We start from the raw sequence: 12911 nt of genomic DNA on the forward strand, positions 1-12911 counted from the left end.
TGACTTTCAGAGATGTCAACGCAAAGACCAAGCGGTTCGACCTCAACTGAACGCGGCACACTCTTTACCGGGTGCGCAATCCCGTTCAAGAGCCTTCAAGCGTCCATCCCGCAGCGCCGCTCGTCCGGTCTGCGGGATTTTTTCTTTTGTAATCCGGTTCAGCTAGTCTGACGCTGATCAACCTGGTGCGGCCGGACCCCGGTCTGCGTCAGCAGCGCCGCAGCGGGCAGACGGTAGACGTCAAGGAAGGAATGCAGGTCCGTGACCATTCGCAATCTTGAAGGCTTCTTTCACCCCACCTCGGTCGGTCTTGTGGGACCCTGCCGCCATGCCGGCCTTCTGACGGCTGCGCTGATCGAGCGCCTGGAAGGTTTGGCCGCAGACCGTCCGTTGACCCTGATCGGCTTTGATGGGGAGGTTCCTTTTGAAGGGGCCCGCGCAGCGGGTCTGGACGATCTGCAAACCATGCCCGATCTTGTGCTGTATCTGGCCGAAGCTGAGGCTTTGCCCGCCTCGTTGGAAAAACTCGGTGCGGGCGGCACCCGTGCGGTTCTGATTCCCTCCCCGGGCTTTGAAGTCTGGCCGGAAGAGCTGATGCAGCGTTGCCGGAATGTGGCGCGCAAAACCAACCTGCGCCTGATCGGCCCCGGCAGCCTGGGGCTGGCCGTGCCGGCTCAGACCCTGAACGCACTGTTGAGTGCCGAGACGCCGGCCCCTGGTGATATCGCCTTTTTCTCCCGCTCCGGAGCAGTGCTCAATGCGACCCTGTCCTGGGCCAAATCCCACAATACCGGCTTTTCGGCAGTGGTCTCCCTTGGAGCGCGCATCGATGTGGATCTCAGCGACCTGATCGACTATTTCGCCCAGGACTACCGGACCCGCTCGATTGTGTTGCATATGGAGGGGATCGCCTTTCCCCGGAAGTTCATTTCCGCCGCCCGCGCGGCGGCCCGCAGCAAGCCGGTAATCGTGATCCGCTCCGGCAAGAGCCGGGACACGGGCGGCACCGGCCGGACCCACGCCGGGCGCCTGGCGCGGACGGATCAGGTCTATGAAACGGTTTTCCGCCGGACCGGGCTCTTGCGGGTGTTTGATCTGGACGAAATGTTCGAGGCGCTGGAAACCCTCTCTCATATCCGGGTGCCGCGTCTGGACAAGCTGGCGGTGATTGCCAATGGCCGCAGCCTTGCCAGCCTTGCGGTTGACCGGCTGAAGGATCTGGGGGGCGCCTTTGCCAGCCTGAGCCCTGAAACACGCGGTGACCTGGCCGGTCTCAGCCGCGCCCCGTCCCTGCTGGATGAAACGGCGGCGGCCGATGCCTCCGTCATTTTGCGCGAAAGCGTGTCGCCGGAGGACCTGACCACCGCGATCACCAGGGTCCTGAAAGATCCGGCCGTGGACGGGGCCGTGGTGCTGCAGGCCGCCAGCATGTTTCACAAGCTTCCTGCCATTGGCAAGGCAGTCATCAATGCGGCGGCGGCCGACAAGCGGCGGACAGGCCGCAAAAAGGCGCTGGTCGCCGGGCTTATCGGCAGCGACGGCGCTGTGCGTGCGGAACTCTCTGCCGCCAAGATCCCCAACTATGCCAGCCCGGCGGAAGCCGCCCGCAGCCTGATGCATCTGGCGCGGGACGCCCAGTCACGCGAGTTCCTGATGGCGGCCCCGCCCAGCCTGCCCTCAACCTTCACCCCCGAGGCCGCAAAGGCGCGCGCCATCGTGGAAGCCGCCTTGAAACAGGGGCGCCGCTGGCTGGACCCAAGTGAGGTCTGCGCGGTTCTGGCCGCCTATGACCTGCCGGTGATCGCGACCGTCATGGCAACCACGCCCGAAGAGGCCGCCGCCCTGTCGGAGCCGTTTTTCCAAACCTCAAGGCACTGTGTTGCCAAACTGGTCTCGCCCGATCTTCCCTTCAAATCCCGCATAGACGGCGTGCGTCTTGGGCTGGAGAGCCCCGAAGCGGTTGCGGCGGCTGCGGCCGAGCTGATTGCCAATACCAAACGGGACTATCCAGAGGCCCGCATTGCGGGTCTGTCCATTCACCCGATGCAGGAAGACCGGCACGGGATGGAGCTTTATATAGGCCTTGCCGAGACCCCGGATTTCGGCCCGGTTCTGGTGTTCGGCCAAGGGGGCACCTCCATTGAAGAAAGCGAGGACATCGCGCTGGAGCTTCCCCCCCTGGATCTCAACCTCGCAGAGGCACAGATCGGCCGGACGCGGATTGCACGGCTGCTTGGCGGCGGCCCGGCCCGGCCCGCGCTGGACCGGGCCGCGCTGGCCGAAGCTTTGGTCAAACTGTCCCAGATCACCATTGATCTGCCGGAAATCCTGGAACTGGACATCAATCCGCTGGTGGCCCTGCCCGACGGGCTGATCGGGCTGGATGCGCGCATGACCCTGTGCCATCCGGAAACACGGCCGGGGCGCACCGGCGCCTCCCGCCTTGCCATCACCCCCTATCCAGAAGAATGGGAACAGACGCTGTCGCTCAAAGACGGGCGATCGGTCTTTGTGCGCCCGGTGCGGCCGGAGGACGAAGATCTGTTCAAGGCCTTTTTCGAGGCGGTTACGCCGGAAGATCTGCGCCTGCGCTTCTTTGCGCCGGTGCGCGATTTCAGCCACCGGTTTCTGGTCCGCCTGACCCAGCTTGATTATGCTCGCGCCATAGCCTTTGCGGCGCTTGATCCGGAAACCGGCACCCTGCTCGGCGTGGTGCGGCTGCATGCGGACCCCGATCACCAGACCGGGGAATATGCGGTTATGGTGCGCTCGGACCTGAAAGGCCACGGGCTCGGCTGGGCGCTGATGCGCCTGTTGATCCGCTATGCCAAGAGCGACGGCATCGAGACGATCAAGGGGGAGGTCCTGAAGGAAAACACCTCCATGATCTCCATGTGCCAGGCCCTTGGCTTTGCCATCGGCACGTCGCCGGATGATCCCGGCATCGCCCTTGTCACCCTGCCCGTTGCAGATGTGCCGGAAGAGGCTTGAGCACCGGCCGTTCGGGTGTCGGAAAGCAGCCCATCGGCAGCGTTACTTTGCTTCGGCCGCCGCGCGGATCTGGCTCAGGGACGCAGCGGGCGTAATGGCTTCCGGATCCAGCTTCAGATGCAGGATGGCAGGTTTGCCGGAAGCCCGTGCCTGGTCAAAGGCCGGGCCGAACTCTTCCGTCGTCACCACCGTGGCACCAAAAGCCCCATAGGTGCGCGCCAGCGCCGCAAAATCCGGGTTGACCAGTTTGGTGGCCGACGGGCGGCCCGGATAGGTGCGCTCCTGATGCATCCGGATCGTGCCATACATGCCGTTGTCGATGGCCAGCACGATGATGTTGGCACCTTCCTGACAGGCGGTGCCAAATTCCTGCAAGGTCATCTGCAGGCAGCCATCCCCGGCAAAACAGACCACTTCGCGCTGCGGAAAGGCCAGCTTGGCGGCCACGGCCCCCGGAAGACCGTAGCCCATGGAGCCGGATGTGGGCGCGGCCTGGGTGCCGAAGCGGCGGAACCGGTGGAACCGGTGCAGCCAGGTGGCATAATTGCCTGCTCCGTTGGTGCAGACCGCATCGTCCGGCAGGTTGTCCTCAAGCCAGTCCATGACGCCTGCCATCTGCAGCGCGCCAGCCGTTTCGGGCCGCGCTCCGGACCAATCCAGATAGTCCTGATGGGCAGCGGCCGCCTCTCCCGCCCCCTTCAGCTCCGCAGGCGGCTGCAGGCCTTCAACCGCCTTGCAGAACCCGGTCGGGCTGGCATTGATGGCCAGATCCGCATGATAGACCCGGCCGAGTTCTTCCGGGTCCGGATGGACATGCACCAGCTGCTGGCCGGAGGACGGGATGTCCAGCAGCGTGTAGGACTGGCTGGGCATTTCCGACAGGCGCCCGCCCACAAGCAGGACAAGATCGGACGCCTTGATCCGCGTGGCCAGTTTGGGATTGATGCCAATGCCCACGTCCCCGGCATAATTTTGATGCAGATTGTCGAACAGCATCTGACGGCGGAAAGAACAGGCTACGGGCAAATCGAAGCGCTCGGCAAAGCGGGTGAAGGCGGCAACCGCCTCTTCCGACCAGCTGCTGCCGCCAAGGATCGCCACGGGCCGCTCGGCCGCCCAGAGCCGCTTTTGCAGATCTGCCATCTGGCTCAGGCCCGGATGGGTTTCCACCTGCTTCCAGGCCGGCGGCTGGGAAACGGCCGCCGTTTCGACCAGCATGTCTTCCGGCAGAGCCAGCACCACCGGGCCCGGACGGCCGGAGGTGGCCACATGATAGGCGCGAGACAAAAACTCGGGGACCCGGTCCGCATGGTCGATTTCAGCGACCCATTTGGCAATGCCACCGAACATCTGCCGGTAATCGACCTCCTGAAACGCTTCACGCTCGCGCATGCCGCGCTCGATCTGGCCGATGAAGAGGATCATCGGCGTGGAATCCTGCGCTGCCACATGCACACCGGCCGAGGCATTGGTGGCGCCAGGACCACGAGTGACCATGCAGATGCCCGGCTTGCCGGTAAGCTTGCCATAGGCGTCGGCCATCATCGCTGCGCCGCCTTCCTGGCGGCAGACGGTCACGGGAATGGACGCATCATAGAGCGCATCGAGAACGGCCAGATAGCTTTCGCCCGGCACACAGAACACCCGTTCCGCCCCATGGCGCTCCAGCGCGTCCACCAACAATTCGCCGCCGGTTTTCTGGTCCATATGCTCATTCCCGATTGCCAACACTCTGATAGGTCATTCTATAGCGTATGAAAGACCCGCCCGTCAGAGCCAAAAATCAGATTTATTCGCAATGAGATCATTCTGATATGGATTGAACCTGCACCCAATGCCTATCGGAAGATCCCCATAGGCAAGCGACCATACCCAAACACCCGTGACCAGGCACAGATCGCGGCACCACCGGCCAGTGGCAGCGTCTTTGAGCGGTGGGGCCGCAGCCCGGCCTATTGCAACGGCTGAACCGTCACCACCTGAAAGGTGTGCATGTCGCCGTCTTCGTCCTTGATGGAGACATATTCCCCCGGATTGAAAGCATGGGCGCCGAACCGGTAGCCCGCCTCATCATCATCATCGCCGTCAATATCATAGTGGAACGCCCAGGAACCGCCCGGCCGGTGAATCAGATGGCCGACTTCCTCTTCTTCGCTGCCCCAAAAACGGCGCACGCGGCAATGGTCCCGTTCCTTTTTCCAAAGCCCGGCATCGATATGACCGGTCTCATCCAGCGGCGCAGTAAATTCATAGCCATGCTGCGCCGAGCCGTTGGGAAAGTCTTTTGTCCGGGCCAGGTTCAACCTGACCTTCTTCAGGGCCGGGTGGATGCTCATGGGGTCCTCCTCTGACGCAAGCCGCCATTCTTCGGGTTTGCCTGCCGCTGCCTGACATCAAAGATGCCAACGCAAACGACAAACCGGTTTGAATCCATTGGAGCGCGAAGCGCTCTAATGACACAGTCCCTTATTTGTGTCACATCCCGGCCCATCAGCATTGAGCAGGGTCAAATCCCTTTTGTCCCAAAGGGTGTTGAGTATCTGCCCAAACGTCAGTCAGAGTGTCACGCAACGACAGGGAAATGAGATGGTCCAGTCCCAGAACGAGGTGTTTGCATTTCTTCAGCATCTGGACAGCCGCTCTCCGGTTCAGCGGATCGACACCCACGCCAATGTGATCTTTTTAACGGACAGCCGTGCCTACAAGGTCAAACGTGCGGTCAGCTTCCCTTTTCTGGACTATTCGACGCTGACGCTTCGGGAAGCGGCCTGCAAGGCGGAGATCAGCTGCAACAAGGCAAACGCGCCACAGATTTACCGTCAGGCTCTGCCTGTCACCCGCAGCGGCGATGGCCAGCTGGCGCTTAACGGTCCGGGAGACCCGGTCGAGTGGGTGGTGGAGATGACCCGGTTTGACCAGGAAAACGAGCTGGACGCGCTGGCGCATCAGGGCCCGCTGGCGGACAGCCTGTCGGATGCCCTGGCCCGCATGATGGCAGCCGCCCATGAGGTGGCCCCGGTGCGGGACGGCGCCGCCTTTCATGCGGAGCTGGCCCGCTATCTGGACCAGAACGACGCCGCGTTTCATGCGCATCCGGACCTGTTTCCCGCCGCTGAAGTCAAGGCCCTGACGGCCCGCGCCCGCGCCTTGCTGGAGGATCTGCGGCCGCTGATCTTGAAGCGCGGAGAGCAAGGCCTCGTCCGGCGGTGCCATGGGGATGCCCATACCCGGAACATCGTGCTGGTCGAGGGTGCGCCGGTTCTGTTCGACGCGGTGGAGTTTTCCGATGCGATTGCGACCGGCGACCTGCTCTATGATCTCGCATTTTTACTGATGGACCTGTGGGAACGGGGCCAGAAACGGGCAGCCAACCGGGTCTTCAACCGCTATCTGGACCTGTCCCGCCTGGATCACACCGCCGAAGGGCTCGCCGCGCTGCCCTTTTACCTGATGATGCGGGCTGCCATCCGGGCCAAAATTGCCGCCAGCGCTGCGCTTGAGCAGTCCGATCCGGCCGAAAAAGAGCGCCAGCGGCAGGAAGCCGGAACTTACTTCCGTTTCGCCCTGGCGTTTCTGGAGCCCTCACAGCCCTGTCTGACCGCCATTGGCGGTCTGTCCGGCACGGGCAAGACCACCCTTTCCTATGGGCTGGCACCGGAGCTTGGCAGGGCACCGGGCGCGCGCGTGCTGCGCACGGATGTAATGCGCAAGCGCCTGCTCAACATGTCCGAGACCGAAAAAGCCCCGGTCGCTGCCTATACCAAAGAGGCTTCAGACCGGCTCTACAAGGCCTTGGACGTCGAGATCCAGGCGGTTCTGGCGGCCGGGCACTCTGCCATTTTTGATGCAGTCTTTGCTGCCGAAGCAGAACGGTCAAAGATCCAGGCCATTGCCCTTACGGTCGACGCCGCCTTTGCCGGGCTGTGGCTGGAAGCTCCAGCCGCAACGCTGAAAGACCGGGTTGCCGCAAGGGCCGGGGATGCCTCAGATGCAACCGTGGAGATCGTCGATCAACAGCTTGGCTATGATCTCGGGACGTTGGCCTGGCCCCGGATTGAAGCGGGCGGCGGCAGGGCGCTAACGCTGGACAGGGCGCGGGACGTGCTCCGCCCCCGCCTGCAGCCTGTCTCCTAGCTGTGGAGCCTCGGAATCGGATTGCGGTCTGCGACCGCAGGACCATGCTACGGTCTAAAGTCCGCCTGCCCGAAATGCAGCGGCAGCGGCGGCGGCGCATATAACCGCCAGATATTCCCTCTTCAGTGTGAGCTGCGCGGCAGTGGCCACGATCATGCACAGACCGACCACAAGGCCACCCTTCAGGATGATGGGCAGGATCGTCGAGACAATGATCGCGCCGGGCAAGGCCTCCAGACCGCGGCGCATGCGAGGGGTGATCGGCAAGCGCCCCATCACCCAATAGCCTCCGGCGCGCAGGGAATAGGTGATCGCCGTCATCAGAAAGACGGCGATCAGGAACATGGTGTCTGCTGAAAAAGCGCCCTCAGTCATCAAGATACGCCCCGGCAACAGCCCCCGCTATGGCGCCGGTGAAAATGCTCCAATAGCCGCCAAGCAGTGCCCAGGTAACAGCAGCCACGCCGCCAGCAATCAGCCAGCTATAGGTTTGGCGCTTGCCCTTCCAAAGGGGCACCAGAAGCGCGGCAAAAAACGCCGGCAGAACCACATCGAGGCCGTAGATTTTCGGATCGGAAATCAGGCTCCCGGCGAAAAAGCCGGGCACTGCCGCCAGAGACCAGACCGCCCACAGCAGCATCCCGCTGCCAAGATAAACGCCCCAGTCCCGGTCCCCCTTGTCATATTGAGACAAAGCCAATAGCCAGTTGAGATCGGTCAGGAAGAACAGGGCCGGGTAGGTCTGATAGGCGGGAACCTGCCCCAGCCAGGGCCTGAGGCTGGCGCCGATCAGAAGCATGCGCATATTGACAGCACCGGTTGCCCCGACCATGGCAATCAGCGTCGCCCAGTTGAGCGGATCCTTGTAGATTTCCATGGCCACGAACTGGCTGGCCCCGGCAAAGACAACGGAATTCATCAGAACGGTTTCAAACAGGCTCAGCCCCTTTTGGGCTGCCACCGTGCCGAACACCAGGCCGAGCGCAATCACGCCTGGCAAGACTGGAACAGAAACAAGCGCCCCGTGCGCGCAGCCTCTCAGGCTGAGGGTTACAGTCTTCTCAAGCATTTGCGACCAGGAACTGGGAATGATGTCCGGCATCGGAGCGTTTACTATCAGCGCAAGACAGACCGGAAACCAATCAAACCTTTTGATTCACCTATCACGGATGCTGCTGCGTCATCCGAAAAAGCACCTTATTCCAATGTCGTTTGATAGCAAGCGATCTGACGGCTTTCGGTCAGTTGACATTGTCTTTACGGCAATTCGCCTTGGCATCCCGGCCGCCAGGCCCCTCAGAGCAGTACCCCATAGATCATGCGCAGCCCGGTAAAGCCGAGAAACAGCGCAAAAACCAGCTTGAGCCGGGCCGGGTCAATGGCATGGGCTATTCTGGCGCCCAGCGGTGCCGTGAGGGTGGAGGCCGGAATGATCAGCAGAAACCCGATCAGGTTGACATAGCCCAGCGACAGGGGCGGTCTTCCCTCTGCGCCCAGGCCGAAAAAGATCGAGAGCAGCGTACCGGGCACGGCGATGATCAGACCAATCGCCGCCGCCGTGCCGACCGCCTTGCGGATCGGGTAGTTGAACAGGGTCAGGGTGGGCACGCCGAGCGTGCCTCCGCCAATGCCCATCATCACCGAAATGCCGCCGATCAACACGCCGAGCAATTCCTTGACCGGCGAACCGGGCAGCTTGTCCGCCAGGTGGGAGCCGTCCTTGCGGAACAGCATGTTGGCAGCCACGGCCAGCGCGACGATGCCGAAAACCAGGGTCAGCGCTCCGCCGGAGATATTTCCCGCAAGCGTACCGCCCGCCAGCACCCCGAGGGCAATTGCCCACCACCAGCGTTTAAGCAGATCCAAATCCACACTGCCCCGTTTGAAATGGGCGCGGGCCGAAGAGGTGCCCGTGGCCAGGATCGTCGCAAGGGAGGTTCCAACAGCCACATGCATGAGCACGTCAGGGTCTATCTTAAGCGCGGTGAACATGTAATAGAGAACCGGCACGATCACGATGCCGCCGCCAACTCCGAGCAATCCGGCAATGATCCCGGCAACCACCCCGGTGGCCAGAAGGGAAACCGCCAGGAGGCTGAGGGATAAAAGGCTGAGATCGTCCAAACTGGTCTCCTTTCCGGCCAGTCCCGCAGACTGGCTGAGGGCATGCTGCACCGTTTATTCTGTTAGGCAGAGGGGAATGGTCCATCAAAGGGGGCACGTCAACACCCTTGGCAGGAGAAGCTGTTTCAAAGCCTCATCGAATGGCAATCTCATGGGAGAGCCCCCCTTGCGCAAGGCCTTGAGACACGACAGGGTTCTGCCTGGACTGAGGGGAGATTCCATGTCCGGCCACTGGCTTGCGCTTTATACATTTGCTCAATTCAAAACCCGTGCGGATGAACCGGTGAATGACCCGTTTTTCTCCAGCGAACCGGGGATCTGGGCCGCCATGGAACGCTCGGACGGCTTTATTGCCCGGGCAGGCTATGAGGATGAGGCGGGCACGGAGCTCTGGGGGGATCAGGTGTTTCCCAAATACTGGAGCGACACTGGTGACGGCTGGGCTCCCTCCACTATTTCCCTTTGGCAGGATCTGGAATCGGCCCTTGCCGCCGTTTACCGCGGCGCCCATGGCAAGATCCTGCGGCTTGGGCCCCTTTTTCACGACGCCATCGACTATCCGCCCTATGTGCTGTGGTGGGTTCCGGTCGGCCACAAGCCGGACTGGGCAGAAGCCGTTGAGCACCTGGAACGGCTCGGCGATGACGGGCCCACAGCCGCTGCCTTCACCTTCAAGACGGCATTTGATCCTGCAGGCAGGCCCCTGGCAGTGGACAGCGAGAAAACCCGCCGTATTGCCGGGCATAACCAGCAGCGGGCGGATCTGCCCAAAGCGATTCAATAGATTTTCCGAAGAATATTGTTCAATATTACTGGACTAATCGTCAATCAACGCCGGAATTGTAAAGTGGCACCAACGGGCCAATCTTTCCCTCAACAGCGCATGGAGTGGTTCCATGCCCCCAACGTTCGGGAAAGGATTGACACATGACCCAGATCTTCCGTCCGTCAGATGCCCGCGGCGATGCCGATTTCGGCTGGCTGAAAAGCAAACACACCTTCTCCTTCGGCTCCTATTTCGATCCGAACCATATCGGCTTCGGAGCGCTGCGGGTGATCAATGAGGACAAGGTGGCCCCATCCGCCGGGTTTCCCACCCACCCGCATCAGAATATGGAGATCCTCTCCTATGTCGTCTCCGGCGGCCTGGAGCATAAGGATTCCCTTGGCACCGGTTCGGTGATCCGTCCAGGTGACCTGCAGCGCATGAGCGCGGGCACCGGCGTGCGCCACAGCGAGTTCAACCATTCGGACAAGGACCCGGTCCATTTCCTGCAGATCTGGATTGTTCCGCAAGCAGATGGCCTCGCCCCAGGCTATGAGCAAAAGACCTTTGCCGACAGCGAGAAGCAGGACCGGCTCCGGTTGATCGGTTCCCGCGACGGACGCGATGGCTCGGTGATCATTCATCAGGATGTCAGCCTTTATGCCAGCCTGCTGAGCGCCGATAAAAGCGTCTCCCATGAGATCGCTGCAGGCCGCAAGGCCTGGATCCAGATCGTCAAGGGCAAGGTGAGTGTGGACGGCCAGACCTTGACAGCCGGAGACGGGCTCGGCCTGCTGGAGCCCGGCCGGATCGACCTGACAGCTCAGGAACCGGCCGAGTTCCTCCTGTTTGATCTGGCTGCTTAAAGCTTATCGCGTTGCTCCGGTTTCAAACCGCTTTGTCCTTTGCGTTGACATCTTTGATGTCAGACAGCGCAAGGCAAATCCGGTGAAACGCGCTCTGCCTGAATAAGGCGCCGCAACGCCCCTGCAAAAAAGGCCCCTTCCAGGGAATAGCGTCCCTCTCCCTGGAGGAGGCTCTCAGTTGAGACCGGTAAAATCCCCTTACCGCAGATCCAGTCCCGGCAGGTTGGCCACACCTGGTGTCTGACCAAGCTTTTGGAGACCTCGATGTCTGAAACACCCCGTATACAGATCACTTTGGAAAAGAGCGGCGCCAAGGGCCGATATGTGGCCGCGGTCGACGGATTTGATGATCCGGCGGAACTGACCTTTTCCATTGTCAACGACCACCTGATCATTGCGGACCACACCGGTGTTCCGGACACCTTGCGCGGGCTTGGTGTCGGCAAGGCCCTGGTGGAGCGGCTGGTGGCTGACGCCCGCGAAACCGGGACAAAGATCGTGCCACTCTGCCCCTATGTGAATGCCCAACGTCAAAAACACCCTGAATGGGCGGACGTTTTTCAGGGGTGATACCAATCTCAATGGATAGAGACTGTAGAAGGACTGGTCCTGCAGAAGCGGCTTGTAAGGCCGCAGCTTCAGGACTTGGACGCAGACTCTGCCCGGTCTGACGTCTCCGGCGCCCTCTTGCAGCTGCGAAGCACGAACAGGGTGTCGGTGAGTGTCGCTCCGGCCTGTTTGAAAGCTGCATCCAGCACGTCCGGCCCGCCAGCGCCGATCAGGTCGGCCACCTGCTTGACACTGGTCAGGGTCTCGTTGAGCTGCGCAACCTGATGGGTCATTTCCCAATGTTCCGGCGCTCCGGGCGCGGTCAGCAAAGAGACCAGATAGTCGGTCCGCCCTTCCATTTCCCGCAGGCGTTCTTCAAAAGTGGCCGGGGTCATCTCCAGCCGGGCCAGCGCCGCCTCACTCACCGTTGCCCCCAGCTGCGCGCCCACATGGTCCACCCGGTTCAGGACCACGATCACCAGAAGACAGGCCGCAATCACAAGCAGCGCAGTCGCATTGACCAGCGCCAGCAACACCTGTCCCGGCAGCCGTTTGATCCGTATCTTGAGTTCCTGCGTGTCCTTCACCATGTCACCCCCATCCCTACTCAACCAGTCCAGAACCGTTCCACTCTGCAGCCCGGCAGAGGTTCGTCCGCCCGCCCGCGCTTTCCGGATCTTATCTTGACCACGCCCAGCCACCAGAGCGGGTGCGTGGATTCTGCTTCCCCCTTAGGACAACAGCTCTTCAGCCGTCAAATACCCGCAGAAGCAGGCTGGTGTAGTTGTCAAAAAAATAATTTCAGGTTGAATGAATTGTGATGCGCCTTTGGGATTTCTGTGTCACGCTGACCTTCGGATCATTTCGCTTCCAGCCCTCTCCCTTTCGTTTCCGGAGCCTCACAATGCGCTGTTTCTCAAGGACATGGACCCGTTCTGCTGGCTTGCTGTCAACTCTCGCCCTGGCCACCCTCGCACCCCTCTCAACTCCCGCCCTGGCGGAAACGTGTCCGGGGCCGTCGCTTTGGTTCCTGGCGGAAAAGGGCATAGAGGCAAAAGTTCTGAAAGAAGGAACGGGCTTATGGCCCATTCAAGGCTCAAGCAGGAAGATACCAGCGATTGGCCTCGTCTTCTCCTTCATCACACCAGATGGCCAAACGGGAACCAGTACGCTTTGGGGGCCGATGCGCTCGTATATGTTCCGGGGACTGCCTGAGCCTGAAATGACAACTCAGCAGGGCTTCACCTGGGGCCCGGCCTCAAAGGACGAAGGTGGGCACTATACCGTGCGCTCAGACGACGGAAACTCCATTCTCTTCAACATGTATTTTGAGAAGTGTCTTTGAAGCAAATCGCGTTTCATCGGCTTTGCCTTGCGCTGCCTGCCTCCAACGGATTTGCCTTAAGCCTCAGGCGATAAGTCTGGCACCTTCGCGCCGTTCAAATGTCCACAAACCGGGACTTCAGCGGCGAACCGATCCC

The 12911-nt window shown here is 61.4% G+C and carries 12 protein-coding genes; 6 read left to right on the forward strand and 6 right to left on the reverse strand.

The window, feature by feature from the left end; all coding sequences use genetic code 11:
• Nucleotides 1–261 precede the first annotated feature (261 nt).
• Nucleotides 262–2991: a bifunctional acetate--CoA ligase family protein/GNAT family N-acetyltransferase gene (locus tag ACXAIC_RS10335; protein WP_475177327.1), complete on the forward strand. Its 2730-nt coding sequence runs from the start codon at nucleotides 262–264 to the stop codon at nucleotides 2989–2991.
• Between the two features lie 42 nt (nucleotides 2992–3033).
• On the opposite strand, the gene ACXAIC_RS10340 is transcribed toward ACXAIC_RS10335, so the two are convergent.
• Both ACXAIC_RS10340 and ACXAIC_RS10345 read right to left on the reverse strand, forming a co-directional pair.
• A complete protein-coding gene (locus ACXAIC_RS10340) occupies nucleotides 3034–4698 on the reverse strand; it encodes a thiamine pyrophosphate-binding protein (RefSeq protein WP_475177332.1) in 1665 nt (554 codons plus the stop codon).
• A 245-nt stretch (nucleotides 4699–4943) separates the two neighbouring features.
• Nucleotides 4944–5327 carry a hypothetical protein gene (locus ACXAIC_RS10345; RefSeq protein ID WP_475177337.1) on the reverse strand — a complete coding sequence of 128 codons (384 nt, stop codon included), beginning with the start codon at nucleotides 5325–5327 and terminating at the stop codon, nucleotides 4944–4946.
• A 250-nt stretch (nucleotides 5328–5577) separates the two neighbouring features.
• Between ACXAIC_RS10345 and ACXAIC_RS10350 the strand changes: the two genes are divergently transcribed.
• The gene (locus ACXAIC_RS10350) at nucleotides 5578–7125 is read left to right on the forward strand and encodes a bifunctional aminoglycoside phosphotransferase/ATP-binding protein (RefSeq protein WP_475177343.1); all 1548 of its coding nucleotides are present in this window, start codon (nucleotides 5578–5580) and stop codon (nucleotides 7123–7125) included.
• 54 nt (nucleotides 7126–7179) lie between these two features.
• Here the strand turns inward: ACXAIC_RS10350 and ACXAIC_RS10355 are convergent, their stop codons facing one another.
• The 3 genes from ACXAIC_RS10355 to ACXAIC_RS10365 all read right to left on the reverse strand — a co-directional run bounded on the left by ACXAIC_RS10355 (nucleotide 7180) and on the right by ACXAIC_RS10365 (nucleotide 9249).
• Nucleotides 7180–7500 (reverse strand): AzlD family protein, encoded by a 321-nt coding sequence (locus ACXAIC_RS10355; RefSeq protein ID WP_475177349.1) that lies wholly within the window; start codon nucleotides 7498–7500, stop codon nucleotides 7180–7182.
• Nucleotides 7493–8194 (reverse strand): AzlC family ABC transporter permease, encoded by a 702-nt coding sequence (locus ACXAIC_RS10360; RefSeq protein WP_475177353.1) that lies wholly within the window; start codon nucleotides 8192–8194, stop codon nucleotides 7493–7495. The genes ACXAIC_RS10355 and ACXAIC_RS10360 overlap by 8 nt, the downstream gene beginning before the upstream one ends.
• Nucleotides 8195–8421: 227 nt before the next feature.
• A complete protein-coding gene (locus ACXAIC_RS10365; protein WP_475177358.1) occupies nucleotides 8422–9249 on the reverse strand; it encodes a sulfite exporter TauE/SafE family protein in 828 nt (275 codons plus the stop codon).
• A 220-nt stretch (nucleotides 9250–9469) separates the two neighbouring features.
• On the opposite strand from ACXAIC_RS10365, the gene ACXAIC_RS10370 reads away from it, so the two are divergent.
• The 3 genes from ACXAIC_RS10370 to ACXAIC_RS10380 all read left to right on the forward strand — a co-directional run bounded on the left by ACXAIC_RS10370 (nucleotide 9470) and on the right by ACXAIC_RS10380 (nucleotide 11451).
• Complete coding sequence (locus ACXAIC_RS10370; protein ID WP_475177363.1) at nucleotides 9470–10033, forward strand: DUF3291 domain-containing protein; 564 nt, start codon at nucleotides 9470–9472, stop codon at nucleotides 10031–10033.
• 143 nt (nucleotides 10034–10176) lie between these two features.
• Nucleotides 10177–10881: a pirin family protein gene (locus ACXAIC_RS10375; protein ID WP_475177367.1), complete on the forward strand. Its 705-nt coding sequence runs from the start codon at nucleotides 10177–10179 to the stop codon at nucleotides 10879–10881.
• A 264-nt stretch (nucleotides 10882–11145) separates the two neighbouring features.
• Nucleotides 11146–11451 carry a GNAT family N-acetyltransferase gene (locus tag ACXAIC_RS10380; protein WP_475177371.1) on the forward strand — a complete coding sequence of 102 codons (306 nt, stop codon included), beginning with the start codon at nucleotides 11146–11148 and terminating at the stop codon, nucleotides 11449–11451.
• A gap of 68 nt (nucleotides 11452–11519) precedes the next feature.
• Here the strand turns inward: ACXAIC_RS10380 and ACXAIC_RS10385 are convergent, their stop codons facing one another.
• Entirely contained in the window at nucleotides 11520–12020 is a 501-nt protein-coding gene (locus ACXAIC_RS10385) for a hypothetical protein (protein WP_475177374.1), read from the reverse strand.
• 632 nt (nucleotides 12021–12652) lie between these two features.
• Between ACXAIC_RS10385 and ACXAIC_RS10390 the strand changes: the two genes are divergently transcribed.
• Nucleotides 12653–12775, forward strand: a complete 123-nt coding sequence (locus tag ACXAIC_RS10390) for a hypothetical protein (RefSeq protein WP_475177379.1) — start codon at nucleotides 12653–12655, stop codon at nucleotides 12773–12775.
• Nucleotides 12776–12911 lie beyond the last annotated feature (136 nt).

The organism is Roseibium sp. AWQ4_254, assembly GCF_056161025.1.

What these genes read in the sequence shown, in the direction of transcription:
- ACXAIC_RS10385 (WP_475177374.1), bottom strand. Translation starts at nt 12,020, where the DNA reads ATGGTGAAGGACACGCAGGAACTCAAGATACGGATCAAACGGCTGCCG.
- ACXAIC_RS10390 (WP_475177379.1), top strand. Translation starts at nt 12,653, where the DNA reads ATGACAACTCAGCAGGGCTTCACCTGGGGCCCGGCCTCAAAGGACGAA.
- ACXAIC_RS10380 (WP_475177371.1), top strand. Translation starts at nt 11,146, where the DNA reads ATGTCTGAAACACCCCGTATACAGATCACTTTGGAAAAGAGCGGCGCC.
- ACXAIC_RS10350 (WP_475177343.1), top strand. Translation starts at nt 5,578, where the DNA reads ATGGTCCAGTCCCAGAACGAGGTGTTTGCATTTCTTCAGCATCTGGAC.
- ACXAIC_RS10360 (WP_475177353.1), bottom strand. Translation starts at nt 8,194, where the DNA reads ATGCTTGAGAAGACTGTAACCCTCAGCCTGAGAGGCTGCGCGCACGGG.
- ACXAIC_RS10355 (WP_475177349.1), bottom strand. Translation starts at nt 7,500, where the DNA reads ATGACTGAGGGCGCTTTTTCAGCAGACACCATGTTCCTGATCGCCGTC.
- ACXAIC_RS10375 (WP_475177367.1), top strand. Translation starts at nt 10,177, where the DNA reads ATGACCCAGATCTTCCGTCCGTCAGATGCCCGCGGCGATGCCGATTTC.
- ACXAIC_RS10340 (WP_475177332.1), bottom strand. Translation starts at nt 4,698, where the DNA reads ATGGACCAGAAAACCGGCGGCGAATTGTTGGTGGACGCGCTGGAGCGC.
- ACXAIC_RS10370 (WP_475177363.1), top strand. Translation starts at nt 9,470, where the DNA reads ATGTCCGGCCACTGGCTTGCGCTTTATACATTTGCTCAATTCAAAACC.
- ACXAIC_RS10345 (WP_475177337.1), bottom strand. Translation starts at nt 5,327, where the DNA reads ATGAGCATCCACCCGGCCCTGAAGAAGGTCAGGTTGAACCTGGCCCGG.